The organism is Streptomyces purpurascens, from assembly GCF_045040895.1.
GTDB lineage: Bacteria > Actinomycetota > Actinomycetes > Streptomycetales > Streptomycetaceae > Streptomyces > Streptomyces purpurascens.
The window spans coordinates 728,646-753,772 of the sequence record NZ_CP108341.1; the positions used below are offsets into that span (position 1 = coordinate 728,646).

21 protein-coding genes are annotated in these 25,127 nt (G+C 72.0%); 10 read left to right on the top strand and 11 right to left on the bottom strand.

The features are described 5' to 3' along the window. Positions 1-21 precede the first annotated feature (21 nt). Together OHU35_RS03370 and OHU35_RS03375 are read right to left on the bottom strand one after the other, a co-directional pair. Positions 22-1,113: a hydrogenase expression protein HypE gene (locus tag OHU35_RS03370; RefSeq protein ID WP_189725116.1), complete on the bottom strand. Its 1,092-nt coding sequence runs from the start codon at positions 1,111-1,113 to the stop codon at positions 22-24. A 1-nt stretch (position 1,114) separates the two neighbouring features. Further along, positions 1,115-2,650, bottom strand: coding sequence for a hypothetical protein (locus OHU35_RS03375; protein WP_405504533.1), 1,536 nt, complete (start codon positions 2,648-2,650; stop codon positions 1,115-1,117). Between the two features lie 119 nt (positions 2,651-2,769). Here OHU35_RS03375 and OHU35_RS03380 point away from each other — a divergent pair, with 119 nt between their 5' ends. Both OHU35_RS03380 and sigJ read left to right on the top strand, forming a co-directional pair. Next, positions 2,770-4,449: an NAD-dependent malic enzyme gene (locus OHU35_RS03380; protein ID WP_405504535.1), complete on the top strand. Its 1,680-nt coding sequence runs from the start codon at positions 2,770-2,772 to the stop codon at positions 4,447-4,449. 70 nt (positions 4,450-4,519) lie between these two features. Continuing rightward, positions 4,520-5,434: an RNA polymerase sigma factor SigJ gene (gene sigJ / locus OHU35_RS03385; protein WP_405504537.1), complete on the top strand. Its 915-nt coding sequence runs from the start codon at positions 4,520-4,522 to the stop codon at positions 5,432-5,434. Between the two features lie 10 nt (positions 5,435-5,444). Here the strand turns inward: sigJ and OHU35_RS03390 are convergent, their stop codons facing one another. Both OHU35_RS03390 and OHU35_RS03395 read right to left on the bottom strand, forming a co-directional pair. After that, a complete protein-coding gene (locus tag OHU35_RS03390) occupies positions 5,445-6,182 on the bottom strand; it encodes an SDR family oxidoreductase (protein WP_405504539.1) in 738 nt (245 codons plus the stop codon). Positions 6,183-6,259: 77 nt separating this feature from the next. Then, positions 6,260-6,580, bottom strand: coding sequence for a TetR family transcriptional regulator C-terminal domain-containing protein (locus OHU35_RS03395; RefSeq protein WP_405504541.1), 321 nt, complete (start codon positions 6,578-6,580; stop codon positions 6,260-6,262). Here OHU35_RS03395 and OHU35_RS03400 point away from each other — a divergent pair. Further along, a complete protein-coding gene (locus OHU35_RS03400) occupies positions 6,579-7,244 on the top strand; it encodes a flavin monoamine oxidase family protein (RefSeq protein ID WP_405504543.1) in 666 nt (221 codons plus the stop codon). The genes OHU35_RS03395 and OHU35_RS03400 overlap by 2 nt on opposite strands. Beyond that, entirely contained in the window at positions 7,237-8,658 is a 1,422-nt protein-coding gene (locus OHU35_RS03405; RefSeq protein ID WP_405504545.1) for an aminobutyraldehyde dehydrogenase, read from the top strand. The genes OHU35_RS03400 and OHU35_RS03405 overlap by 8 nt, the downstream gene beginning before the upstream one ends. Here the strand turns inward: OHU35_RS03405 and OHU35_RS03410 are convergent. The 4 genes from OHU35_RS03410 to OHU35_RS03425 form a co-directional block, all read right to left on the bottom strand. After that, positions 8,639-9,880, bottom strand: a complete 1,242-nt coding sequence (locus tag OHU35_RS03410) for a glycoside hydrolase family 88 protein (RefSeq protein WP_189725108.1) — start codon at positions 9,878-9,880, stop codon at positions 8,639-8,641. The genes OHU35_RS03405 and OHU35_RS03410 overlap by 20 nt on opposite strands. A gap of 18 nt (positions 9,881-9,898) precedes the next feature. After that, positions 9,899-11,788, bottom strand: a complete 1,890-nt coding sequence (locus tag OHU35_RS03415) for a glycoside hydrolase family 97 catalytic domain-containing protein (RefSeq protein ID WP_405504547.1) — start codon at positions 11,786-11,788, stop codon at positions 9,899-9,901. Between the two features lie 24 nt (positions 11,789-11,812). Further along, positions 11,813-14,134 carry a glycosyl hydrolase family 95 catalytic domain-containing protein gene (locus tag OHU35_RS03420; RefSeq protein ID WP_405504548.1) on the bottom strand — a complete coding sequence of 774 codons (2,322 nt, stop codon included), beginning with the start codon at positions 14,132-14,134 and terminating at the stop codon, positions 11,813-11,815. Between the two features lie 123 nt (positions 14,135-14,257). After that, entirely contained in the window at positions 14,258-15,256 is a 999-nt protein-coding gene (locus tag OHU35_RS03425) for an Lrp/AsnC family transcriptional regulator (RefSeq protein WP_359895687.1), read from the bottom strand. Positions 15,257-15,364: 108 nt separating this feature from the next. Between OHU35_RS03425 and OHU35_RS03430 the strand changes: the two genes are divergently transcribed. From OHU35_RS03430 to OHU35_RS03440, 3 genes are read left to right on the top strand one after another with little or no spacing between them, the layout of a single operon-like run. Then, positions 15,365-16,672, top strand: a complete 1,308-nt coding sequence (locus OHU35_RS03430; protein WP_405504551.1) for an Nramp family divalent metal transporter — start codon at positions 15,365-15,367, stop codon at positions 16,670-16,672. Next, positions 16,669-18,117, top strand: coding sequence for an amidase (locus OHU35_RS03435; protein ID WP_359895685.1), 1,449 nt, complete (start codon positions 16,669-16,671; stop codon positions 18,115-18,117). The genes OHU35_RS03430 and OHU35_RS03435 overlap by 4 nt, the downstream gene beginning before the upstream one ends. Next, a complete protein-coding gene (locus tag OHU35_RS03440; protein ID WP_405504553.1) occupies positions 18,114-19,355 on the top strand; it encodes an NAD(P)/FAD-dependent oxidoreductase in 1,242 nt (413 codons plus the stop codon). Before OHU35_RS03435 ends, OHU35_RS03440 begins: the two co-directional genes overlap by 4 nt. Positions 19,356-19,358: 3 nt before the next feature. Here the strand turns inward: OHU35_RS03440 and OHU35_RS03445 are convergent, their stop codons facing one another. The 3 genes from OHU35_RS03445 to OHU35_RS03455 are packed head-to-tail and all read right to left on the bottom strand — an operon-like array spanning position 19,359 to position 22,223. Next, entirely contained in the window at positions 19,359-20,072 is a 714-nt protein-coding gene (locus OHU35_RS03445; RefSeq protein WP_405504555.1) for an SDR family NAD(P)-dependent oxidoreductase, read from the bottom strand. A gap of 5 nt (positions 20,073-20,077) precedes the next feature. Next, positions 20,078-20,755 (bottom strand): TetR/AcrR family transcriptional regulator, encoded by a 678-nt coding sequence (locus OHU35_RS03450; protein ID WP_405504557.1) that lies wholly within the window; start codon positions 20,753-20,755, stop codon positions 20,078-20,080. Between the two features lie 37 nt (positions 20,756-20,792). Next, entirely contained in the window at positions 20,793-22,223 is a 1,431-nt protein-coding gene (locus OHU35_RS03455) for an aspartate ammonia-lyase (protein ID WP_405504559.1), read from the bottom strand. 106 nt (positions 22,224-22,329) lie between these two features. On the opposite strand from OHU35_RS03455, the gene OHU35_RS03460 reads away from it, so the two are divergent. The 3 genes from OHU35_RS03460 to OHU35_RS03470 are packed head-to-tail and all read left to right on the top strand — an operon-like array spanning position 22,330 to position 25,122. Then, entirely contained in the window at positions 22,330-23,673 is a 1,344-nt protein-coding gene (locus OHU35_RS03460; RefSeq protein ID WP_359895681.1) for a dicarboxylate/amino acid:cation symporter, read from the top strand. Continuing rightward, positions 23,670-24,380, top strand: a complete 711-nt coding sequence (locus OHU35_RS03465; RefSeq protein WP_405504561.1) for an aspartate/glutamate racemase family protein — start codon at positions 23,670-23,672, stop codon at positions 24,378-24,380. The genes OHU35_RS03460 and OHU35_RS03465 overlap by 4 nt, the downstream gene beginning before the upstream one ends. 55 nt (positions 24,381-24,435) lie before the next feature. Continuing rightward, on the top strand, positions 24,436-25,122 hold the full coding sequence (locus tag OHU35_RS03470; RefSeq protein ID WP_359895680.1) for a GntR family transcriptional regulator: 687 nt from the start codon (positions 24,436-24,438) through the stop codon (positions 25,120-25,122). Positions 25,123-25,127: the final 5 nt, after the last annotated feature.

Below are 25,127 nucleotides of genomic sequence, written 5' to 3' on the forward strand. Positions count from 1 at the left end.
CGCCCGAGCGCGCGGCGCGGGTCACGAGGGCCGCCAGCGCGGGTCGTAGCCGCTGGTCAGCTTGCGCTTGTTGTGGCGCCACCTGGGCTCGTGGTTGACCAGTTCGTTCGTCACGCCGCGCAGCCGGCGGATGACGGCCCCGTAGGGCTTGATGGCCAGGGACGACAGGGTTCCGCCCGGGGGCTCGTCCATGAACGGCATGAACGCGTCGGGGAAGCCGGGCATCGTGCACCCGATGCAGATGCCGCCAACGTTCGGGCAGCCGCCGATGCCGGCCATCCAGCCGCGCTTGGGCACGTTGCAGTTCACGACCGGACCCCAACAACCCGTTTTGACCAGGCACTTGGGCGAGTTGTAGTCCTTGGCGAAGCTGGCCTGCTCGTAGTACGAGCCGCGGTCGCAGCCCTCGTGGACCGTCTTCCCGAACAGCCACTGCGGGCGCAGCATGTGGTCCAGCGGCGGCGGGGGTGCGGAACCGGCCGCGTGGTAGAGGACCCAGACCAGGGTCTCCATGAAGTTCTCGGGCTGGATGGGGCAGCCGGGCACGTTGACGATGGGCAGCCCGCCCTGCGAGGTGTAGTCCCAGCCCAGGTAGTCGGCGAGGCCCATGCAGCCGGTGGGGTTGCCGGACATGGCGTGGATGCCGCCGAAGGTGGCGCAGGTGCCTGCGGCCACCACCGCCCAGGCCTTGGGGGCCAGTTGGTCGATCCACCAGTTCAGGGGTTGCGGCTCACCGGTCTCCGGGTCGTTGCCGAAGGACGTCCAGTAGCCGTCGCCCTCGATGATGTTCTGGTTGGGGACCGAGCCCTCGATGACGAGGATGAACGGGGCCAGTTCGCCGCGTACGGCGGCCCGGTAGGGAGCGAGGAAGTCCTCGCCGCCCAGGCTCGGGGAGAGCACCTTGTTGACCAGGTTCACCTTCGGCAGGCCCGGGATCAGGCCGAGCACCAGGTCCTCGATGGAGGGCTGGTCGGCGGCGGTCAGCGAGACGGTGTCGCCGTCGCAGCTCATGCCCTCGGAGATCCAGAGGATGGTGATCTCGTCGAAGCCCTGACGGTCCTCGGCGCGATCGGGTTCCTTGCTGACCTCGGCTGTACTGCTGTTCGTTGTCATGTCACTCGGCCTCCGCTGCGGGGGTCTCGGAGTCGGTCTTGTGCGGCCCCTTGGCCGCGACGGGAGCCGGTGCCGACGGCTCGTCCGGGGTTCCGGCGGGCTCGAGCGGTTCGAGCTCGTCGGGCCGGAAGTAGTGGAAGCGTCCGTACCAGGTGTGCAGTTCGGACGCGGGGTCGTCGTCGAGGGTGACGGCGAGGTGCACGCTGCCGTCCACGTCGTGGAAGACGGCGGCGACCTCGGCGGTCCGGCCGGCCAGGAACATGTCCTGGGCGTCGGCGCCTCGTCCGCGGGGACGGAGCCGGACGCGGCTGCCGCCGCCGAGGGGCACGCCGTCGACGAGCACGGTGTCGGTGGTCGGCGAGAGACCGCCGTCGGCGCCCTCCTGCCACCAGGCGGGGCGTTCGGCGGTCGCCGGAGCGGTCGCCGGGGCGACCGGTGCCAGGGAGCGGACGGCGCCGTGGAGCCGCTCGAAGACCTCCTGCGGCATGGTGTCGACCCGGTCGAGGATCGCGGCGGCCCTCGGGTCGGTGGCCCGCGCTTCGCGCTTCTCCTCGTCGGTCAGCAGCATCGTGCGCAGGGTGAGGATCTCGTCGATCTCGGCGGCGTCGTGCAGGTCGCCCGGGCTTTCGGGGGCGACCTGGGGGTGGTCGGGCAGGATGATCGGCGCGGACAGCAGAAGGTGCCCGGCGTCCTCTGCCTCGCCGCCGAGGACCGGGAAGGTGAACTCGTTGCGGCACGAGCGCGCGGGGGCTGCCAGGTCCGTCGGCGGATCGGTGAGCGAGACGAATTCCACCCCGTCCCCGCCGATGAGGGTGTGGGTGGCGATGAGGGCCCGGCGCAGGGCCTCGTCACGCGCGGTCCGTCCGTCCGGTGCGGGCCCGGTGTTGGCCGTCCGCACGCGAAGCCGGCAGAGGTCGTCGGAGAGGCGCTCGGCGGTGACGGTGGTCTCGGCCCGTACCTCGTCTCGGTGCCGTACCACCCGCCCGGCGCCTGCGGGCAGCGGCTCGACGTCCACGCCGGCCGCCGCGCCCACGGGAACGGTGCGTCCCGTGTCGAGGAGCTCGTCGAGGGGGACCACGACCTCGCATGCGCGCGGTACCGCCTCGTCGAAGGTCAGATGCACCGTGCCGTCGTCGGTGCGCAGCGACGCGACCGGTTGGTGGCCGCTGTCCTCCACCTGCTTGCGCTGCGCCTGGAGGTAGCGGATCCGCAGACGGACGGAGGCGTCGCCGGGCCGCCGGATCCGCAGGAGGCACTCGGTCTGCTGGTACCAGGAGTCGGCGGAGCCCGAAACGCCGGGGACGACGGGGCCGTCCGACTCCACCCAGTCCCGGGGGAACAGCACCCCGAACTGCCATCGGACGCGGTTCTTGGCCGAGGACCGGCGGTAGGGGTAGAGGAGGTAGCCCTCGTAGAGGACGGCGTCGGCGACGGCGCTCAGCTGCTCGAAGACGCCGAGGGACCGTTCCGGCGGCTGTTCCGCCAAGCCCGTCGCGGCAGCGCACTCCCTGCCGCCCTCGACCAGTCCCTCCGCCATCGCGCCTCCTCGTCCGTGTCGCACTGCGCATCCCTTCCACCACGGTCACACCGCTCATCCACCCCCGCCTCCTCCGGCCCATCCGGTTGGGCCGTTCGGGGTGGGGAAGTCGTCACCTCATGGACCAGCCCATGAATCACCACCCCCACACGACCACGAGCCCCGCCGTCACGACCCTGGCCGACCCGCTGGTCAACAAGGGCACCGCCTTCAGCCGGCACGAGCGCGCGGAGCTCGGGCTCGACGGGCTGCTGCCGCCCGCCGTGGAGACCCTGGACGAGCAGGTCGCCCGCGCCTACGAGGCGTTCCACGGCTACGACAAGCCCCTCAACCGGCACATCTATCTGCGGCAGTTGCAGGACACCAACGAGGTGCTCTTCTACCGTCTGGTCACCGAGTACCTGGATGAGCTGCTGCCCGTCGTCTACACGCCGACGGTGGGTGAGGCCTGTCAGCGTTTCAGCGAGATCTACCGACGGCCGCGCGGGCTGTTCCTGAGCTGGGAGGACCGGCACCGCTTCCGGGACATCCTGCGCAACCGCCCGTACCCGGACCACGACGTGGACGTCGTCGTCGTCACCGACGGTCAGCGCATCCTGGGGCTGGGCGACCAGGGCGTCGGCGGCATGGGCATCCCGATCGGCAAGCTCAGCCTGTACACGGCGATCGGCGGCATCCACCCCGCCCGTACGCTGCCGATCCTGCTGGACGTCGGCACGGACAACGAGGCCCTGCTGGACAACCCGCGCTACCTGGGCCGGCGTGACCGCAGGCTGACCGGCGCCGAGTACGACGAGATGATCGAGGCCTTCGTGTCGGCGGTCGAGGCGGAGCTGCCCGGGACGCTGCTCCAGTGGGAGGACTTCGCCACCGCCCACGCCCATCCGATCCTCGCCCGCTACCGCGACCGGCTGCTCACGTTCAACGACGACATCCAGGGCACCGCTGCCGTCGCCCTCGGCGCCCTGTCCACCGCGGCGGACGTGGCCGGCACCCCGCTGCCCGACCAGCGGCTGGTGATCCTCGGCGCGGGCTCGGCGGCCATCGGCGTCGCCGACATGATCCGCACGGCCATGGTCGACGAGGGGCTGTCGGAGGACGAGGCCACGGCACGGTTCTGGATCCTCGACGTCGACGGCCTGCTGGTGCGCTCCCGCGGTGAACTGACGCCGCAGCAGCGGAGGTTCGCGCGCGACGACAGCGAGGTGGCCGGCTGGGACGGCACCGGCCTCGCCGAGGTGGTGCGCCGCGTCGAGCCGACGGCGCTCATCGGGCTGTCGACGGCTCATGGCGCGTTCACCGAGGAGATCGTGCGGCAGATGGCCTCGACCTGCGAACGGCCCGTCGTCTTCCCGCTGTCCAACCCCACCTCCCACTCCGAGGCCGACCCCGCCGACCTCACCCGCTGGACCGACGGCCGGGCCCTGATCGCCACCGGCTCGCCCTTCCCGCCGCTGACGGTGGACGGGCACGAGGTGCCGGTGGCGCAGTCCAACAATGTGTACGTCTTCCCGGCCATGGGGCTCGCGGTGACCGCGAGCCGCGCCACCCGCGTGACCGACCACATGCTCGTGGCCGCCGCCCGTGCCGTCGCCGAGTGCGCGGTGCGGGCGGCGGACGGCGACGACGGGCCCGTGCCGCTGCTGCCGCCCCTGACCGGGATGCGGGACTCCGCCCGCGAGATCGCGCTGGCCGCGGCCCTCGCCGCCGTCGAGGACGGGGTGGCCCCGCGGGCGACGGAGGAGGAGCTGCGCAAGGCGGTCGCGCAGGCGCAGTGGGCACCCCGCTACGAGGACTAGGAACGCATCCGGGCACTCGGGGGGACGTACTGTCGGACACACGACGGTCGACCCCGGAGGCATCGGCAGCATGGACCAGCGGCAGCCCTTCGACGACGACGCGCTGGACGCGGCGGCGGACGCCTTCGAGCGCTTGCGTCCACGGCTGTTCGGTATCGCCTACCGCGTCCTGGGCAGTGTGTCCGAGGCCGAGGACGTGGTGCAGGACGTATGGGTGCGCTGGCAGGGCGCCGACCGGAGCGCGGTGCTCGATCCCGGGGCGTTCCTGGCGACGATCACCACCCGTCTGGCGATCAACGTGGCCCGGTCGGCACGGGTGCGCCGCGAGGCCTACGTCGGGCCGTGGCTGCCCGAGCCCGTGGACACGAGCGTCGATCCGCAGGTCGGCGCGGAGCGCGGCGAGGCCCTGGAACTGGCCGTGCTGCTGGTCCTGGAGCGGCTGAATCCCGTGGAGCGGGCGGCGTACGTGCTGCGCGAGGCGTTCGACTACGCGTACGACGAGATCGCGGGCATGCTGGAGCTGAGCCAGGCCAACACGCGGCAGATCGTCAGCCGGGCCCGCAAGCGGCTGGCCGCCGAGCGCCGGGAACCGGTCGACACGGCGCAGCACCGGCGCCTGCTCGACGCCTTCGTGGCCGCCGCGCGGCACGGTGACGTGGCCGCGCTGGAGACCGTGCTGTCGGCCGACGTCGTCGCCTACGCGGACGGCAACGGCATGCGCGGCGTGGCGCGGCTGGAGATCGTGGGGGCCGGGCGCGTGGCCAGGGTGACGGCCTTCGCCCAGAAGTTCTTCCCCGGGGCCGACTACGGCATGGTCCAGGCCAACGGACAGCCCAGCCTGCTGCTCGCCCAGGACGGGGTGACTGTCGCGCTGGTGAGCGCCACCGTGGGGCCGGACGGCATCGACGGGCTCTACTGGGTCCTGACGCCGGACAAGCTGAGGGCGTACGAGCGGTCGGCACGCAGGCTCACCGGCCGCCCGTAACCTCCTGGCCTCAGTGCTGCTCGAGCCACTCCTCGTAGCGGGTGGCCGCGAGGTGCGCGGTTCCGTCGCCGGTGAGTACGTCGGGCATGCCCGCGAACAGGCCGGCGGTGTCGTCCGTGACGACGGTCCGGCCGTCCGGCTTCGCCGCCAGGGTGAGCTCACCGAACCGGTCAAGGCCGTGTGTCTCGGGGCCGGCGATGTTGCGGATACCGTTCGACGGTTCGCCCTGCGCGGCCTCGGCGACGGCTGCGGCGACCTCGGCGGAGGCGATCGGACGCAGTCGCGTGGACGGCAGGCGCACCTCCCCGCCCTCGGTGGACATGTCCATCACCGGAGCGATGAACTCGAAGAACTGGGTGGCGCGCACGATGCTGCAGGGCACGCCGCTGCCGCGCACGGCGTTCTCCTGGGCGACCTTGGCCTCGTAGTAGCCGTAGCCGGGCACCTGGTCGACGCCGACGATGGACAGCCCGACATGGTGCCGGACGCCCGCCTCCTTCTCGGCGGCGAACAGGTTCCGCGCCGAGCGGGTGAAGAAGTCCAGGGCCGGCTCGCTGTCGAAGGACGGCGAGTTCGACACGTCCACGACCACGTCCGCACCTTTGAGAACCTCGGCCAGTCCCTCGCCGGTGAGGGTGTCGACGCCCGTGGAGGGGGCGGCGGCCACGGCCTCGTGACCCCTGTCGCGCAACAGCGCGACCACCTGCGAGCCGATGAGGCCCGTACCGCCGACGACCACGATCTTCATCACTGTCTCCGTTCGCTGGTTGGCTGACTCACCAGAGAGACAGGGCGGCGTCCGGGTCTGTGACAGCCGGCGGGGATTCACTCCGTCGGGACGGTGTCCGGCAGGCCGAGTGCGGTGGAGACATGGCGCCAGACGGAGGTGAGCGCCGTGTCGAGGGTGACCGTCGGGTCGCGCAGCATCAGGCGGATGCCGTAGCCGTCGCTCAGGGACAGCACGAGCGTGCTGAGGTCGTCGACGTCGGTCGGCGTGAACTCACCGGAGTCGATGCCGCGCCGTACCGCGTCCCCCACCCAGGCGTGCAGCTGCGCGTACAGGTCCACGGCGAAGACCCGGGTGGCCTCGTCGCGCTGGGAGGGACTGCGACTGGCCGACGGTTCGGCGACGCTCGCCGAGGTCATGGGCCGGGAGCTGGGAGCGCGCATCCGGCTGGGCTCCGCCGTCGCCGCGCTGGACATCCGCCCGGACCGTTGCGTCGTACGCCTGGCCACCGGCGAGGTCCTCACCGCGACTGCGGTGGTGAGCGCCCTCCCGGTGGGCCCACTGCGGTCCGTCGCGATCAGCGGGGTCGGCGAGGCCCGGCTCGCCTCCCTGCACCGCCAACGCCACGCGACGGCCGCGAAGTTCGCCGCCGTCTACGACCGTCCCTTCTGGCGGGACGCCGATCTGAACGGCCTGTCCGAGGCCGAGGGGGTGCTGGGCAGCACTTGGCCGCAGAACGAGGGCGTCCTGTCGGCCCTGGTCCCGCCCGAGCGCTACGGCGTCCTGCTCGGCACCCCGCCGCAGCTGCGCGCCCCCGAGCTGCTCGCCGAGATGGCCGGTCTGTTCGGCGACGAGGCGCTCCGCCCGACCGCCTGCCATCTGCGGCTGTGGGGCACCGACCCGTGGACCCAGGGGTATGTCACCCAGTGGCCGCCGGGCGAGGTCATGGCGGTCGGCCCGCTGCACGGCACCCATGAACCGCCGTTCTACGTCTGCGGCTCCGACCAGTGGGTCGCCGGATACATGGAGGGCGCCGTCCGCACCGGCCGCGCCGCCGCCGAGGAGGCACTGCGCCGTGGCTGACGACGACCGCCTGAACCACATCGGCGGCAAGGAAATACCGGCGGCCTCAGGCGCCACCCTGCCGCTGATCGACCCGGCCACCGGACTGCCGCCCGGCACCGCCCCGCGCTCCGGCCCCGAGGACGTGGACGCGGCCTGCCGGGCGGCCGAAGAGGCCTTTCACGGCTGGTCGGTGACGACTCCGGCGCAGCGGCAGGCCGCGCTGCTGCGGATCGCCGACGCGCTGGAACGGGAGGCCGGTGCGGTGGCGAGCGCCGAGGTGGCCGACACGGGCAAGCCGCGCGCCTTGTTCCTGGGTGACGAACTGCCCGCGATCGTGGACGTGTTGCGGTACTTCGCCGGAGCCGCCCGCAACCTGCCGGGCGCGGCGGCCGCCGAGTACACGCCGGGCCGTACCTCCGTGCTGCGCCGCGAGCCGGTCGGCGTCTGTGCCCAGATCACCCCGTGGAACTATCCGCTGATGATGGCCGTGTGGAAGATCGCCCCGGCGCTGGCCGCGGGCAACACGGTCGTCCTGAAACCGTCCGACTCCACGCCGTCCTCGGCCGTGCTCCTGGCCCGGCTGGCCGCCGAGCACCTGCCGTCCGGCGTGCTCAACGTCGTGTGCGGCGACCGGGACACCGGGCGGTCCCTCGTCGCCCACCCCGACGTGCGGCTGGTGGCCGTCACCGGCAGTGTCCGCGCGGGGCAGGAGATCGCCGCCGCGGCGGCCGGCGACCTCAAGCGGCTGCACCTGGAACTCGGCGGCAACGCCCCGGTGTTGATCCACGCGGACGCCGATCTCGACGACGCGGTGGAGCAGTTGTCGTCCCTGTCCTTCTACAACGCGGGGCAGGACTGCACGGCCGCGACCAGGATCCTGGTCGACCGGCGGATCCACGACAGTTTCCTGGCCCGCTTCGCGGAACGGGCAGCCGGCCGGCGGCCCGGAGCACCGGACGACGAGCAGGCCGCGTTCGGGCCGCTCACCAATGCCGCCCAACTAACCCATGTACGCGGCCTGTTGGACCGGCTTCCGGATCACGCCGAGATCGTCACCGGCGGTACGGCCCTGCCCCGCCCCGGCTACTTCCACCAGGCCACGGTGGTCGCCGGGGCGCGGCAGGAGGACGAGATCGTACGGAGCGAGGTGTTCGGCCCCGTCGTCACCGTCCAGCCCTTCACCGACGAGTCCGAGGCCTTCCGCCTGGCCAACGGCGTGCCCCAGGGACTCGCGGCGAGCGTCTGGACCCGCGACCACGACCGGGCCATGCGGGCGAGCCGTGCACTGCGGACCGGCATCGTCTGGGTCAACACCCATGGCACGACGGTGTCGGAGATGCCGCACGGCGGCGTACGCCACTCCGGGTACGGCAGCGACCTCTCACTCACCGGCCTGCTCGACTACACCCAGGTCAAGCACGTGATGCTGTGACCGAGGAGAGGTCGATCGCCCGGTCCACGTCCTGCGGCCGCAGGACCCGCAGGATGCCCTCCAGCAGGTAGTAGTCGGCGTACGGGAGGGAGACCTCGATGCCGTCCTCGGACGGGCGGTGGCGGGTGCAGCGGGCCACCACCGCTTCCGCCCGTGCCGAGTTCCGCGTCAGGCAGGTCTCCGAGAGTGCGGTGAGCATCCGTAGCGCCACCTCCCGATAGGCCCCTCTGCCGGTGGCGGCGGACAGGTCGAGGAGGCCGCAGGCCGTGATCGCCCCGGCCGACGCGTCCTTGATGTCGTGGGGCTGCTGCGGAGCCCGGTAGTCCCACACCGGGACGTGGTCCGGGGTCAGTGCTCCGACCGCGAAGTCCGCGAGCTCGCGGGCCGTGGCCAGGAAGTCCCGGTTCCCGGTCCTCCGGTACATCGTGGTGAATCCGTACAGGCCCCACGCCTGCCCGCGCGACCAGCACGACGTGGGGCTGTACCCCTGGACGGTGTTCGGGCCGACCGGCGTGCCGCTGTCCGGGTCGAAGTCGTAGACGTGCGGCGTCGATCCGTCCGGGCGCGGGAAGAACCGCCGGGTCGTCTTCGCATGCTCGACGGCGATGTCCAGGTACTTCGCATCGCCGGTCTGGCGGCTCGCGAACGCCAGCAGGTCGAGGTTCATCATCGTGTCGACGATGACCCGGCCGGCGTTCTTCTCGTCGTTCAGCGCGCCCCACGCTCTGATGAAGCGCCCGCGCGGGTTGTACCGCTGGACCAGGGAGTCGGCCGCCCGTAAGGCGCCCGACCGCCACGCTTCGTCGCCCGTCAGCCGCCAGGCGGTGACCCAGGACGGGTAGAAGAGGAAACCGAGGTCGTGGGTGCCGGTGTCGTACTGCCGCGGGGCCAGCTTCCGCGCCGAGGTGAGCGCCTGTGTGCGGAAGACCTCGTCCTTGCTGTAGAGCCATGCCATCCACAGCGTGCCCGGCCAGAACCCGCCGACCCAGTCGCCGTTCTGCGAGTAGACCCACTTCTCGAACTTCGTGCCGACGGGGAAGGCGGTCACGGTCGGTGCGACGGCGTGGAGCTTCTCGACGGCGTAGTCGGCGGCCGCGCGGAGCTTCCGCAGGGTCGGTGCCGGGGTTGTGCCGGCGGCCACGGCCGCGGCCGGTGTCGGGGAAGCGCCGGTGGCCACGGCACCGGCCGCCGTGGCGAGCACCGTACGTCGGGAAACACTCATGCTTCTCCTCCAGAAGGCTCAGCGGTAACAACTGGTCAGGCCCGGGCGCCAGGCGCAGGCGAGTCCGGCGAAGCCCCCGTTGGCCACGACATCCACGGCGAGCCTGTCGCCGCCGCGCAGTACCTGCCGCCTCTGGACGAGACCGCCGGTACCGTCCTCGATCGTCTCGACCAGCCACCGTCCCGGGCCGAGGGTCAGCGGCACCTCGGCCCGGCGGGCGGCACCGGCGTACACCCCGCCCAGGAACCAGCGGTCGCCGCCGCGGCGGGCGAGCACGGCTTCCTGGCCGGGGCGCCCGGCGAGCAGCCGGGTGTCGTCCCAGGCCGCGGGGACCTGGTCGAAGTAGTCCCGGGCGAGCGGCCGGGCGTCGTACGACTCGGGGGTACCGGCGAACATCTGCAGGCCCGACTCGTAGGCGACGGCGAGCCCCGCCTCGGCCGCGTCGGAGTTGGGGCGCAGGCCGACGCGCTGGAAGGCGCCGGGGGTGAAGTCCATGGAGCCGATGACGTTGCGGGTGAAGGGCAGGGTGGTGAGGTGGGCGGCGGTGTTGGTGCGCTTCTCCTCGCCGGCGACGCCCTCCAGGGTCATGACGTGCGGCCAGGTGCGCTGGACGCCCTTGGGGATCGTGGAGCCGTGGAAGTTGACCACGAGGTGGTGGGCGGCGGTCTCCGGGAGGATCGCGTCGTACCACCGGAGTGTGGACTGCGCCTCCGAGTCCATGAAGTCGATCTTGACGCCCTTGACGCCCCAGCGTTCCAGGGTGGGCAGCCACCGGGCGCGTTCCTCGGCCGTGTCGAGGTCGCGCTGGTGGATCCAGACGATGATGCCGACGCCCTTGGCGCGCGCGTGGTCGACGAGTTCGGGCATCCAGCTGTTGGTCTGCCAGTCCGGGTCGGTGGTGTCCCAGGCGTCGGCCTTGAAGTACCAGCCCGCGTCGACGGCCTCGTAGGGCCAGCCGCGTTCGGCGGCGTAGTCGACGTAGGCCTTCTGTGCGGTGAGGCTCTGGCCGGCCGGGCGGCCGCCGGCGAGCCAGGTCCACAGTGCGGTGCCGGGTTTGATCCAGGAGGTGTCGCCGGCCTTGGAGGCGGGGGCGAGGTCGTCGGTGAAGGTGGAGCGGGTGACGGTGGCGAGGTCGCCGGTGACCATGGCCCGCCAGGGGGTGGCGAGGGGGCCGTCGGTGCGGACCCGGTCGTCGGCGAGCTTGATCCGGTAGGTGCCGGTGCCCTGGTCGTGGGCGAGCCGGGCGCCTGAGTAGGTGCCGGTGAGGTCGGACTCGGCGAGCAGGGTGTAGCCGCCGTCGGTCGCGAACAGTGCCTGGTCCGCGTACTCGCCGGTGGGGGCGGTGGCGGCCGTGTACTGGACGAACTGGCCCTCGTTGTCGGCCCGGTAGGTGCCCAGCCACGCGCTCGCGTCCGACGGCAGGTGGAAGGCGGAGGTCTCGCCGAGCACGTCGCCGGACGCGGCGGGCAGGACGTACCGGTAGGCGACGCCGTCGGCGGAGGCGCGGACGACGAGGTCGAGCCGGGCGCCCGTCGGGGTGGCGAACGACAGACGGGTCTCGTTCATGCGGACCCGGCGGTCCAGTCGTTTGCCGGACTTCGTGCGGTACCGCTCGTCGATCGTCCGGTTCTTCCGGTGCAGGAAGCGCAAGTCCTTCGAGAGATCGGCCTGTTCGGTGACGATGCCGACGGGCGACGGCTCGATGACCGTACGGCCGGCGCGGGTCACGGACAGGCTGAGCGTGCCGGTGCCGTCGTCCAGGGAGATCCGTGCGCGGGGTGCGTGTGCGGAGGCGGACACCGCCCAGGTGTGCTCCTGCTTCTCGGCCCGGGCGGGGGCGGTCGTGAGGAGTGCGGCCGCGAGGCCGGTGCACAGCGCGGCGACCGCGGTTCTGATCGGAACAGCCATGGAACCCTCCGAGGCGTGTGGGCTTTACGGCAGTCCCCAGGCGGGGCCCGGGTCGCCGGCGGTGACGGGCGCGATGACGAGGTCGGGGCGGGAGCCGGAGTGGACGAGCACCTCTCGGCCCTTGGGCAGGTCGATGGAGAGCACCCCGTCGCCGAGGTCGCGGGTGCGGGCGGGGCGGCCGTCGTCGAGGAGCACGGTGAGCCGGCCGCCGAGCCCGTGCTTCAGCTTGAGCGGCTCCCCCGCCAGGCTCCTGATCCGGATGAACCGGGTCTTCCCCGCCGCGCGGACGGCGCTGACCAGGAAGGCGCCCTGCGTGCGGAAGTCGTGCAGGGTGAGGTCCGCCCATGCGCTGGGGACGGCCGGGAAGACGCGGATCACCCCGCCCCAGCTCTGGCAGAACATGTCGTGCAGGGACTGCGAGGCGGACAGGGGTGTCTCGATGACCGGACCGGCCTCGGTGTAGTGGGTGTTGGCCTGGCAGGGGTAGCGGGTGGAGGTGTCGAAGAACTTCCGCAGATAGGCGATGGCGGTGTCGCCGTCGCCGGTCATCGCGTACATCGAGGCGGCACCGGTGTAGCTGTAGCCGCGGTGGGCGCCGGTCAGCGCGTGCCAGTGCTCGATCGACCTGGTGATCAGGTCGCGGTTCTCGGGCTGGTCCCAGTTGACGAGGTACAGCGGGTACACCATCAGCAGGTGCGAGTAGTGGCGGTGGGACTGGGCGTACGGGGTGTTGGCCCCGATCATGTAGCCGTTGCCGTCGACCGGGTAGGGGGTGAGTCTGGCCAGCACCTCGTGCCAGCGCGGGGCCGACTCGTCGTCGATGCCGAGGAGTTCGGCGGACTCGATGAGGGTCCGGCAGGCCCAGCGGATCAGGGCCAGGTCGTAGGTGGTGTCCTGCGGCGGCACGACGGGGTATTCGGGCGAGAGCGTGCTCGGCAGGTGGAGCTTGCCGTCGCTGCCCGGGGTGAGGAAGTGCAGGTAGTAGGCGACGGCCCGGCGGAGCAGCGGGAAGACCGTGTCGCGCAGGAGGGCCGTGTCCATGGAGTGCCGGTAGGACAGCCACACGTTGTGCAGCGCCCAGGTGAGGTTGCCGACCTCGGAGCCGGAGCCGGGCCTGCCGACCTCCCGGTTGGCGAACATGTCGGAGCTGCGTCCGACGCCGGAGCTGTCGGCGCGGTAGGCGGCGGGCACGTTGGCGACGAGCTGTTCCTGGTTGCGGCGCAGGGTGGTGGCGAGCGCGTCGAGTTCCAGGTGGTTGGAGCCGTGGACGAGCCAGTACTCCAGCTGGATGTTGAGGTTCCACCAGACCGCGGGCCAGGGGGTGGGCTCCAGCCACGGCCCGCAGGTGGCCATGACGGGGCCGTCGGCGCGGCTGGCGGAGGCGACCTTGTAGAGCTGGATCCAGTGGAAGCTCTGCAGCCGCTGGTCGGGGAACGAGACGAAGCTCTTCTTGTAGAAGGCGTGCCACCAGCGGGTGTGCCGTCGTCTGAGAGCGCCGTACGAGGTCGCTCGCCGCAGGTTGCGGAGCGAGTCGGCCTCGGCGGCGGTGGTGGAGGGGGCGCTGTGCCCGACGCTGAGCAGCAGTTCGTCGCCGTCGCGCCGGTGGGCGGTGGCGGTCTGGCCGCCGGTGAGGGGCTGGAGCACCTGCTCGGTGCCGTCGGCGGCGGTCCGGGTGGTCCAGGGCGGGTTGGGGGTGTAGCCGGCGGGCGGGGCCTCCTGGATCTTCCGGGGGCTGATGGCCTCCTCGGGGTGGAAGGTCCACACGGCGCGCTCGCCGCCGGAGGCCCGGACCCGGACGGCGAGCACCTCGTCGTGGACGAGGGCGGCGAGGGTGAGCGTGCCGGCGGTGGTGGTGACGGTGCCGGTGAGTTCGGCGTTCCACAGGCTCAGCCGCCAGTCGACGGCGGTGATGGTGCCGACCGGGTCGAGCGTCAGGTGGCCCACCGGCAGGCGGCAGGTGCCCCAGCCGCTGCCGAACTCGGGGCGGTGGTCCTGGACCCGGCCGTGCTGGACGGTGAAGCGGATGCGGTTGGCCTCGGGCTCCCGGTAGATCATGCTGCCGAGCAGCCCGTCGCCGAGGAACGGGCCCTCGTACCAGCGAGTGGGCAGCCTGGTCCACAGCAGGTCCTGGCCGCGCAGGAACGTCGCCCAGGCGCCGTCAGTGGTCATGGTGTCGCGGAGTCTCCAGGGGCGTCTGCCGCCCCCGTCAGCGGCGGACGGCACCGTCCGTTCGGGCTCCTCCGCGTGGGCCGTTGCGGGCAGGGCGGCTGCGGCCGCGCCCGAGAGGGCGGTGCCGAGTACGGCTCTGCGGGCCACCTTCGAATGGTGCTCCGGCTGTGAGGTCATGTGTCCTCCAGAGCTGACGGATCATCAATACATCGGGTGTATCGCGGAACCTAGCAGCACTCGTGGACCTGTCAATGACCCCAGTGACATGACTCATCCGATGTATCGCCAGGGCGCGGGACGTCAGCCGCGCAGCCACGGCGCGAGCATCCCGCCCCGCTTCAGAGATCCGAGGACCATGGAGACATCCACGGACGCCGCCTCGTCCAGCCACGGGGAGCGCGTCACGAAGTCGTGGAGGGCCGCCTCGTCCGGGAAGGCGGTCAGGGCGAGCAGTTGACGTTCACCGGTGACGAAGCTGACGTACCGGACGTGCGGGGACTCGGCGAGCGCCCCCGCCACGCTGTCGACCGCCGCCGGGACGGCACGCACCCACAGCACGGCCTCCACCGGCAGTCCGAGCAGCACCGGTTCGATCACGGCCCGGACGCGGACGCGCCCCTCCCGGCGCAGGGCGCCCAGCCGGCGTCGGGCGGTGGCCTCGGACACCCCGCAGACCCGGGCCAGTTCGTCGTAGGTGCACCGCCCGTCCTCGGCCAGGGTGTTCACCAACAGGCGGTCGGAGCGGGAGAGTTCGGCGCCATCGAAGGCGGGCAGGAGGTCTGCCGACGCGGCGGCGGCGCTCGCGGGCGTGCCCTCGGCCAGTGCGGCGATCTCGGTCTCCGTGAGCAGGCCCGCGTGCCACTCGCGAATCGTCCGCACATGCCGCAGCACCGGCAGCGTCAGCGTCCGTACGACCCCCGGCAGGCCCGGGAGCTCGTCCATCACGAGGCCCGCGAGCCGGTCGCGGGGGCACTGCACTTCCGCGACACAGTCCCAGGTCCCGGTCAGGACATGGGCGAAGACGCAGTCGGGGCGGCGCGCCAGCGCGGTGGCGACGACGCGGGCCTGGCCGGGCGCGCAGCGCACGCCGATCACGGTGCTGCGGCCGCGCACCATCATGGCGCCGATCCGTACGAGCCCGGAGTCCAGCAGCCGGGTGCCCCGGCGGACGACGGTGCGCTCCGGTTCGCCGAGGGCCGTCGCGACGCGGTGCCAGGAGGCACGGCCGTCGATCTGCAGCGCGCTGATGATGCGCCGGTCCAGCGAATCGGCCACCAAGCCGGGGTGCGATGCGTCCATCGGCCTGAGCGTATGGCCGATTCCGTCGATTTCACAGGGATCGTTGTTCCCTTCCGTCAGCCTGCCCCACGCTGCCGGGAAGCCGGATCGCATACGGAGGTGGCCGACGTGACCGCGACTCCTGGAAGTCCCCCTCGCCACGAGACGACCGCGCCCTTGCTCGCCCCCGTCTCCCGCCGCGGGCGGCTGGCCGTCCTGGGCCCGGGTCTCGTCCTCGCCGCCACCAGCGTGGGCGCCGGCGACATGGTGACCTCGCTGGCGGGCGCCGCCGGCTACGGCATGGCCCTGCTGTGGGCGATCCTCGTCGGTGTCGTCCTCAAGTACGCGCTCACCGAGGCGGTGGGGCGCCTGCATCTGGCGAGCGGTCTGACCGTGATCGCGAGCCTGCGCGCAGCCGCCCGCTGGCTGCCGTCCGCCTTCTTCGCGTTCGTGCTGGTCATCGGGCTGCTGTACGGGGCGGCCCTGAGCTCGGTGGCCTCGCTCGCGCTGACGACGCTGTTCCCCGTGCTGCCGCTGAGGCCGCCGGCCGTGGTGATCGCGCTGGCGTCGGCCGGGCTCGTGTACGTGGGCCGGTACGCGCTGTTCGAGCGGGTGATGAGCGGTTTCATGCTGGCCAAGTTCGTCGGCATGGTCGTCCTGGCCGTGGTCACGCTCGTCACCTTGGACGACCCCTCCGCTCTGGTGTCCTCGCTGCGGCCGCGGCTGCCGGAGGGCGATGTGGTCACCGTGCTGGCCCTGGTCGGCGGGGTGGGCGGCACGGCCGGGGTGGCCTCGTACAGCTACTGGCTGCGGGAGAAGGGCTGGCAGCACCGGAGCTGGCTGCCCGTCATGCGGGCGGACTCGGCGGTGAGCTACGGGGTCACGTTCCTGTTCGTGGTGTGCACCTCGATCGTGGGCACCGGACTGCTGTACGGCAGCGGCCGGACGATCACCGGCAACGACGGGCTGGCCGCGCTGGCCGAACCGCTCGGCGCGGACCTCGGGTCGGTGGCACGGGTGCTGTTCCTGGGCACCTTCTTCCTCGTGACCCTGAGCGCCCTGGTCGGTGGCTTCAACGCCCTGTGCTATCTGCTGGCCGACTCGCTGCGCACCCTGCGCGGGGTGCCGGACGCCGAGGCCGAGCGGCACATGGGCCAGCGCAGCCGTCCGTTCCGCCTGTTCGTGCTGTACTGCGCGGTCACGTCCGTGGCGGTGACCTTCGTGGGCCGGCCGGTCCCGCTGGTGCTCGCCTACGCCGCCGTGGGCTCCCTCGTCCTGCCGCTGCTGTCCGGGGCGCTGCTGGTGCTGCTCAACCGGCGCGGCCTGCGGCCGCCGTTCCGCAACAAGACCGTCTCGAACGTGCTGCTGTCGAGCTCCTTCGTCCTGTTCGGGGTGCTCGCCGCGGTCCAGATCAAGGAAACCCTGGGAGGACTGTGAACCCCGCCGACCTGTGCTTCACCACCGCGACCGAACTCGCCGCCGCCCTGCGCCGGCGTGAGCTGTCCGCGCGTGAGGTCGTCACCGCCCACCTCGAACGCGTCGACCGGGTCGATCCGTCGGTGAACGCGATCGTCACCCTTGTCGCCGACCGGGCGCTCCAGGAGGCGGCCGAGGCGGACGAGCGGCTCGCCTCGGGGGCGGAGGTCGGGCCTCTGCACGGGCTGCCCGTCGCGCACAAGGACCTCCACGACACCGCGGGCATCCGCACGACGTACGGCTCACCCGTCTTCGCCGACCACGTCCCCGCCCGGGACCATCTGGTCGTCGAACGCCTCAAGGGGGCCGGGGCCATCACGCTCGGCAAGACCAACGTGCCCGAACTCGGCATGGGTTCCCACACCGTCAACCCCGTGTTCGGTGCGACCCGCAATCCCTACGACCTCTCGCGCAGCGCGGGCGGCAGCAGCGGCGGCGCCGGGGCGGCCCTGGCCTGCGGCATGGTGCCGATCGCCGACGGCAGCGACACCGGCGGCTCCCTGCGCAACCCGGCGTCCTTCAACAACGTGGTCGGGCTGCGGCCCTCCCCCGGCCGGGTCCCGTCCTGGCCCGACAAGGCGCCCTGGGGGCAGTTGTCGGTGAAGGGCCCCATGGCACGGACGGTGCGGGACGTCGCGCTGACGCTGTCCGTCCTGGCCGGGCCTGATCCGCGCAGCCCGCTCGCCCTCGACACGCCGGGTTCCGCCTTCGCCGGCCCGCTCGACGGCGACATCCGTGGCCTGCGGGTCGCCTGGTCGCCCGACCTCGGCGGGAGCGTGCCCGTCGACCCGGAGGTCCGGGACGTGGTGCGGGGCGCGGTGGAGGTGTTCGGCGCGCTGGGCTGCGAGGTCGAGGAGGTCTGCCCCGACCTGTCCGGCGCCGACGAGGCCTTTCTCATCCAGCGCGCGTGGCAGATGGAGCTCGCCTACGGGACCCTGCTGGACGAGCACCGGGCCCGCATGGCCCCGGACGTCGTGTGGAACATCGAGGAGGGCCGCAAGCTCACGGGGCCGGACCTGGGCCGCGCCCAGGTGCTGCAGGCCGCGCTCTTCCACCGGGTGCGCGAGTTCTTCGAGTCGTACGACGTCCTGCTGCTGCCGGTCAGCCAGGTCGCGCCCTTCGACGTCGGTCTCTCCTACCCCGCCTCCGTCGACGGCACGGGCATGGAGACGTATCTGGACTGGATGCGCTCGGCCTACCTGATCACGATGACCGGCTGCCCGGCCCTGTCGGTCCCGGCCGGCTTCACCCCGGCCGGTCTGCCCGTCGGACTCCAGGTGGTGGGGCCGCACCGGGGAGACGCGGCCGTGCTGAGGGCGGGCCACGCCTTCGAGCAGGCGACGCGGGTGGGGGAACGGCGGCCGGAGGTCGTTGCCGGGGGCACGGCGGAAGGCGGTCGGCCATGAGCCCGCGCGGTGTCGTGGTCGTGGGTGCGGGCATGACGGGGCTGGCCACCGCCTGGTTCCTTCAAGAAACCGGTGTCGAGGTCACCGTGGTCGACCGCCGGGGCGTGGCGGCCGGCGCGTCGTGGGGCAACGCGGGCTGGCTCTCCCCCGCCCTGACCGTCCCGCTGCCCGAACCGGCCGCCCTGAAGCTGGGGTTGCGCACGCTCCTCTCCCCCGCTTCCCCGCTCTACATCCCTCCGCGCCCGGATCCACGGCTGGCCCGCTTCTTGCTGGCGTTCACCCGGAACTGCACCCGCCGGAGCTGGCAGGTGGCCATGGCCGGTCTCGCGGCGCTGAACCGCGGCGCGCTCTCGGCCTACGACGACCTGGCCCGGGGCGGGGTCACCGAGCCGACGCGCACGGGCGAGGCATGTCTGCTCGCCTTCACCTCCGAGGCCGGACGTGCCCCGCTCGTGGCGGAGCTGGACGCGGTGCGCGCGGCGGGCCAGGAGGTCGACTACGACCTGCTCACCGGCGCCGAGGCACGCGAGTCGGAGCCGGCGCTCTCGGCGCGGGTGGAAGCGGCCGTACGCCTGCACGGACAGCGTCAGCTGGACCCCGGGGCGTATGTCACGGCGCTGGCCGACGCGGTCCGTGACCGGGGCGGGAAGATCGTCACGGGCCTGGAGGTCACCCGGATCCGGGACGTGGGCGCCGGGGTCGTCGCCCTCGCCCCGGACGGTGCGTCCGTGCGGGCCGACGCGGCCGTCCTCGCTTCCGGGGCGTGGCTCGGCCGGCTGGCCGCGCCCTTCGGGGTGCGCACCCCCGTGCGGTCCGGCCGCGGCTACAGCTTCAGCCTGCCTCCGGACGGACTGCCCACCCGGCCCACCTACTTCGCAGAGCAGCGCGTGGTCTGCACGCCCCTCGGGGACCGGGTGCGGGTGGCGGGCATGATGGAGTTCACGGCACCCGACCGCCCCGCGGATCCCCGCCGTGTCCAGGCCATCGTCGACGCGGCCCGGACCCTGCTCCCCTCGGCCGACCTCACCCGCCGCACCGAGGTATGGGCCGGACCGCGCCCGTGCACACCCGACGGCCTGCCTCTGGTCGGCCCCACCCGCTCACCCCGGGTCCACGTCTGCGGCGGCCACGGCATGTGGGGCATCGCCCTCGGCCCCCTCAGCGGCAAGCTGCTGGCCGAGTCGATCGTCACGGGCCGCAGGGCGCCCGAGTTGACGGCGCTGCATCCACTGCGGTGACGGTCAGCCGAGCAGGACGCCCGTGTGGCGCTCCAGGGCTTGGATGAGGCGGGCCTGGAACTCCTCGTCCTGCGCGGCGGGGTGAGGTGTCTGCAGCTGCTGGTGGTACCAGTAGCCGCCGGTGCTCGGGGTCACGTCGGGGTGCGTGGCGAGCCGGACCTGGGTCTGGTGCCCGGCGGTCAGGTCGTCGGGGGCGCCGCGACCGCCCATGCGGGTGGGGACCCACCCGGGGTCGACCGCATGGCTGGACGTTCCTTCCCAGCGGGACGCGAAGGCGAGCGCGAGTGCGGTGACCCACAGCTTGGTGTCGTCGTAGGAAGCGGTGCCGGAGGTCAGCTGTCGCAGGTCGGTGGAGCCGGTCCGGTGCATGGAGCTGCTGAGGTGGACGAGCCTGGCCGGCTTCTCCATCAGCGCCGTCAGCAGGTAGGGCGCGACGGTGTTGACGGTGACGTCCTCCGGGCGGTTCATGACGCCGGCGTTGTGGATGACGGCGTCGAAACGGCCGAACCCGGAGGCCTGCCGGGCGACACCGCGGATCTCCTCCGGCTCGGCGAGGTCCCCGGTGACGACGCCCTTCCACCGGGCCGGGTCACCCACCTCGGTGAGACGGGCCGGGTTGCGGACGTGGATGACCACCTCGTGCCCGTCGTCGGCCAGCGCGTTCGCCGTGTCGCGCCCGAGTCCGGCAGCCGCGCCGGTCACCAGGACCAGTGCCATGTCGGTCAACTCCCTGGTGTCTGTGGGCCGGCGCGGAGCATGGCCTGGTAGAGGGCGTCGTGCTCGGGCGAGTCGGGCAGGGCGCCGCGGGCGGGGGCCTCCAGGGACTGGATCAGCAGGCCGACGACGCGGCGCCAGGCATCGGGGGCGGCCTCGCCGGTGGCGTTGACGACACCGGCGTTGGCCATGTGGATCAGCACCAGGTCCGAGGGGTCGAAGTCCTCGCGCAGCCGGCCGGTGGCCTTGGCACGGCCGATGAGCTCGACCATGGAGGCGTAGGCCTCGTCGCGGCGCCGCTCCAGCGCCTTGGCGGTGGGGAAGGTCATGGTCAGGACGTCGGCGAAGCCGTAGTCGGCGGCCTGCATCGCGCAGGCCTTCTCGATGTAGCCGACGAAACCGTTCCAGGGATCCGGGTCCTCCAGGGCGACCGCGACCGCGTCCGCGTAGGCGTCCATGCGATCGGCGAAGACGGCGGCGACCAGCTCCTCCTTCGTCGGGAAGCGCCGGAACATCGTGGCGATGCCCACCCCCGCCTCACGGGCCACGGAGGCCATGGAGGCGTTCAGGCCGTCCCGCGCGAACACCAGGCGCGCGGCGGCGATGATCCGCTCCCGGTTGCGCTCGGCGTCGCTGCGCAGCGGCTGTGCGGCGGGGCCTTCGGATTGCTGGGCGCGGCGGGTCATACCGGCCAGTCTAACTACCGGTATGACCTATCCATTTCTAGGCGGGCAGCACGGCCGGAGCGTCCGGCTCGGGCGCCTGCCCGGTGAGGTTCTCCGGGCGCAGGATCGTTTCCAGCTCCTCGGCGGTGAGCAGACCCTCTTCCGTGGCCAGTTCCTTGATGCCGCGGCCCGTGGCGAGGGCTCGGCGGGCCAGCGTGGTGGCGGCGGCGTAGCCGATGTGCGGGACGAGGGCGGTCACGAGACCGACGGAGCGGTGGACCGTGTCGCGGAGGTGTTCGCGGTTGGCGGTGATGCCGGGGACGCAGCGGACGGCGAGGGTGTCGCAGGCGGCGCGCAGCTGGTTCAGGGAGCGCAGCAGGCTGTAGGCGATGACGGGTTCGAACGCGTTGAGCTGGAGCTGTCCGGCTTCGGCGGCCATGGTGACGGTCAGGTCGTTGCCGATCACCTCGAAGGCGACCTGGTTGACGACCTCGGGGATCACCGGGTTGACCTTGCCGGGCATGATGGAGGAACCGGCCTGCACCGGCGGCAGGTTGATCTCGCCGAGCCCGGCGGTGGGGCCGGAGGACATCAGGCGCAGGTCGTTGCACGTCTTGGAGAGCTTCACCGCGACGCGCTTGAGGACACCGGAGAGCTGGACGAAGGCACCGCAGTCCTGGGTGGCTTCGATGAAGTCGCCCGCGGGCCGGACGGGTTCGCCGCTGATCTCCGCGAGGTACGCGCAGGCGAGTTCGGCGTACCGGGGGTGGCCGTTGATGCCGGTGCCGATCGCGGTGCCGCCGAGGTGGGACTCCAGCAGCAGGGCGGCGGCCTCGGTGAGCCGCCGGCGGTCCTCCTCGATCATGACGGCGTAGGTGGTGAACTCCTGACCCAGCGTCATGGGGACCGCGTCCTGGAGCTGGGTGCGGCCCATCTTCAGTACGTCGCCGAAGTCCGTCGCCTTGTCGGTGAAGGCCGTGGCCAGCGCCCCCAGGGAGTCGCCGAGCCGGCGCAGTGAGGCGACCAGGGCCAGACGTACGGCCGTGGGGTAGACGTCGTTGGTGCTCTGTCCGACGTTGACGTGGTCGAGCGGGTGGATCACGTCGTGGAAGCCGCGCGGGTGGCCGAGGATCTCCAGGGCCCGGTTGGCGATGACCTCGTTGGCGTTCATGTTCGTCGACGTGCCGGCCCCGCCCTGGACGGGGTCGACGACGAACTGCTCGTGCAGCCGTCCGGCGCGGATCTCCTCGCACGCGCCGATGATCGCTCCGGCGATGTCCGGTGGCAGCAGGCCGAGATCACGGTTGGCCTGTGCGGCGGCCTGTTTGACGGCGGCCAGCGCAACGATCAGGTCGGGGAAGCGGGCGATCGTCGAGCCGGTGATCGCGAAGTTCTCCACGGCCCGCACGGTGTGCACGCCGTAGTAGGCGTCGGCGGGGACCTCCTTGTCTCCCACCAGGTCGTGTTCGATGCGTGCGGTCCGCGCCATCTGATGCTCCTCGTCCGTGCGGGCCCCTTGACAGGCCCCCGCTTCCGGCCCCAGTGTTACCCGCCAACACGCAGAATGCAATATATTACATATGGCAGGAGGACTCATGGGTACCGATCACACCCGTCCCACCAGCACAGACACGCCACCGGCCCGGCGAGCAGGATTCTGGCGGCGCTGCCTGAAGATGCCGATCGGCGTCCAGTCGATCATCGCCGTCGGCCTCGGAGCCCTCATCGGATCTCTCGCCCCCTCGGCCGGCGAGCAGATGAAGATCCTCGGGGAGGTGTTCCTGAACCTGGTGCAGGTCGTGGTCCTGCCGCTGGTCTTCCCGCTCATCGTGCTGGGCATCGCCCGCATGGAGTCGGTCAAGAAGGTCGGCCGGATCGCCGGCAAGGCCATCCTCTACTTCGAGATCGTCACCACGGTCATCCTGCTGATCGCGGTGGGCCTGGCGAAGTTCACGGGCATCGGCAAGGGCGCCCCCGTCCAGGGGGCCGAGGCCGGGGACCTGGACGGCATGAGCCAGGGCATCGACTTCCACGAACTGGTCCTGCACGCCTTCCCGAAGAACATCTTCGCCGCGTTCGGCGAGGGCAATCTGCTCGGCGCGATCGTCTTCGCCCTGCTCGTGGGCGTCGCCATGGCCGCGATCGGGGAGAAGTCCGAACCCTTCGCCGCCGTCCTGGAGTCCGTCGCCTCGGTGATGTTCAAGGTCGTCGGCTACGTCATCCGCATCGCACCCCTGGGCGTCCTCGGCTTCATCTCCTACGACGTCGCCCACTACGGCTTCGGCAACCTGCGCAGCCTGCTGGGCTTCATCGCCGTGGTCTACGCGGGCCTGGCCATCGTCATCGGCGTGCTGTTCCCGCTCATCGCCGCGGTCTACCGCATCCGCTACGTCGAACTGATGAAGTCGATCGCCGGGCTGGCCGGGATCGCCTTCGTCACCCGCAGCTCCGAATCGGTGCTGGCCCCGCTGATGGGCAGGCTCGAGGCGTTCGGCCTCAGCCGGTCGACGACCTCGTTCGTCGTTCCGCTCGGCTACTCCTTCAACACCGACGGCTCGGTCCTCTACCAGGCCGCCGCCCTGGTCTTCCTCGCCAACGCCTACGGCGCCGACACCTCGCTGCCCGCCCTGCTCCTCATGGTCGGCGTGCTGGTGATCCTCTCCAAGGGCATGGCCGGTGTCGCCTCCGCCTCCATCGTCGTGCTCATCGCCGCCGGCAACTCCATCGGCCTGCCCGCCGAAGGCGTCGCCCTGCTTCTCGGCGTCGACTTCATCGTCGACATGGCCCGCACCGGCGTGAACGTCATCGGCAACTCACTCGCCGCCGCCGTGGTCGACAGCTCCGAGAAACGGCGCGAGGCCAAGCGCGGCGCCGACGACCTCCCCCGCACCCCGGCCGGGACCGGGGCCACGGCCCTCCAGAAGGAACCCGTCCAGTGACCGCCTCCCCCTCGGAGATCATCGGCATCCTCGGCGGCATGGGCCCGGCCGCCACCGCCGACTTCTACGCCAAGCTGGTGTCGATGACGCCGGGCAGCAGCGACCAGGACCATCTCAGGACGGTCATCTGGTCGGACCCCACCGTCCCCGACCGCACCGCGGCCCTGATCGGCGACGGCCCCGACCCGACTCCCTGGCTCCTCCACGGCGGGCGCGTCCTGCGCGAGGCGGGCGCCACCGTCATCGCCATCCCCTGCAACACCGCCCACGCGTTCGTCCCCCGTATCGCCGGCCATGTGGGCCTGCCCATCGTCCACATGATCGGCGAGGTCGCACGGCACCTGTCCGCCCTGCGGCCCCCTCTGCACACCGCCGGGCTGCTCGCCACGACCGGAACGGTCCGTGCGGGTCTCTATCAGGAGTGGCTGGACCGCTTCGGCATCGGCCTCGTGCTGCCCGGCCCCGACAGCCAGCGGGACGAGGTCATGGCCGCCATCCACGCGGTGAAGGCCGGCCGGCGGGACGCCACGGCCACCGAACCGCTGGCGCGTGCCGCGCGCGGACTCACGGACCGGGGAGCGCAAGTGATCATCGCGGGCTGCACGGAGATCCCTCTCGGGCTGTCCGCCGCAACGGTCGAGGTCCCTCTCATCGATCCGGCCGCCGTCCTGGCTCAGGCCCTGGTCCGCCGGATGCGCGCGGCATGAGGACGAAGGCGGGTGAGCGGGAATGCCGAGCGGCGACCGATGTACTGTACGCAATATGTCACTCGACAGCCCTGTCTCCCGCCGTCTCCTCAGCGACGAGGTCTTCCACCGTCTGCGCGACTCCATCGTGCGCGGAGAACTCGCTCCAGGGGAAAAGGTCAAGGACGGTGAACTCGCCGAGCGTCTCGGTCTCAGCCGCACCCCGGTGCGCGAGGCGCTCGCCCGGCTCGCCGACATCGGCCTGGTCGAGGCCAAGCCCGGCGTCTACACCCGGATCACCACCCTCAACCGCCGCGACGTCGAGAAGACCCTCGCCGTCCTGCGCTCCCTCGACCAGCTCGCCATCGAGACGGCCGTGCCGGTGATGACCGAGCAGGACCGGCAGGGCATGCGCCAGGCCAACCGGGACTTCGAACGGGCCGTCGCCGCCAACGACACCGACGCCGCCCTCGCCGCCGACGACCGCTTCCACGCCGTCCCCATCGCGGCGGCGGACAACCCCGTCCTCAGCCGGATCGTCGAGCAGCTCCATCCGCAGATCCACCGCATCCTCTACCGCAAGTTCTCCACGCTCCTCGGCGGCCGCAACACCATCGAGCACCACGACCAGCTCATCGACGTCTGCGCCGGCGGCGACGCCCGCGCCGCCGCCGAACTCTCCGGACAGCACTGGTCGGAGCTCGGCGGCCACATCAACCAGCTCTTCGAAACCAACCAGTTCACGGAAGCCGCGCCCGCCTGACAGGA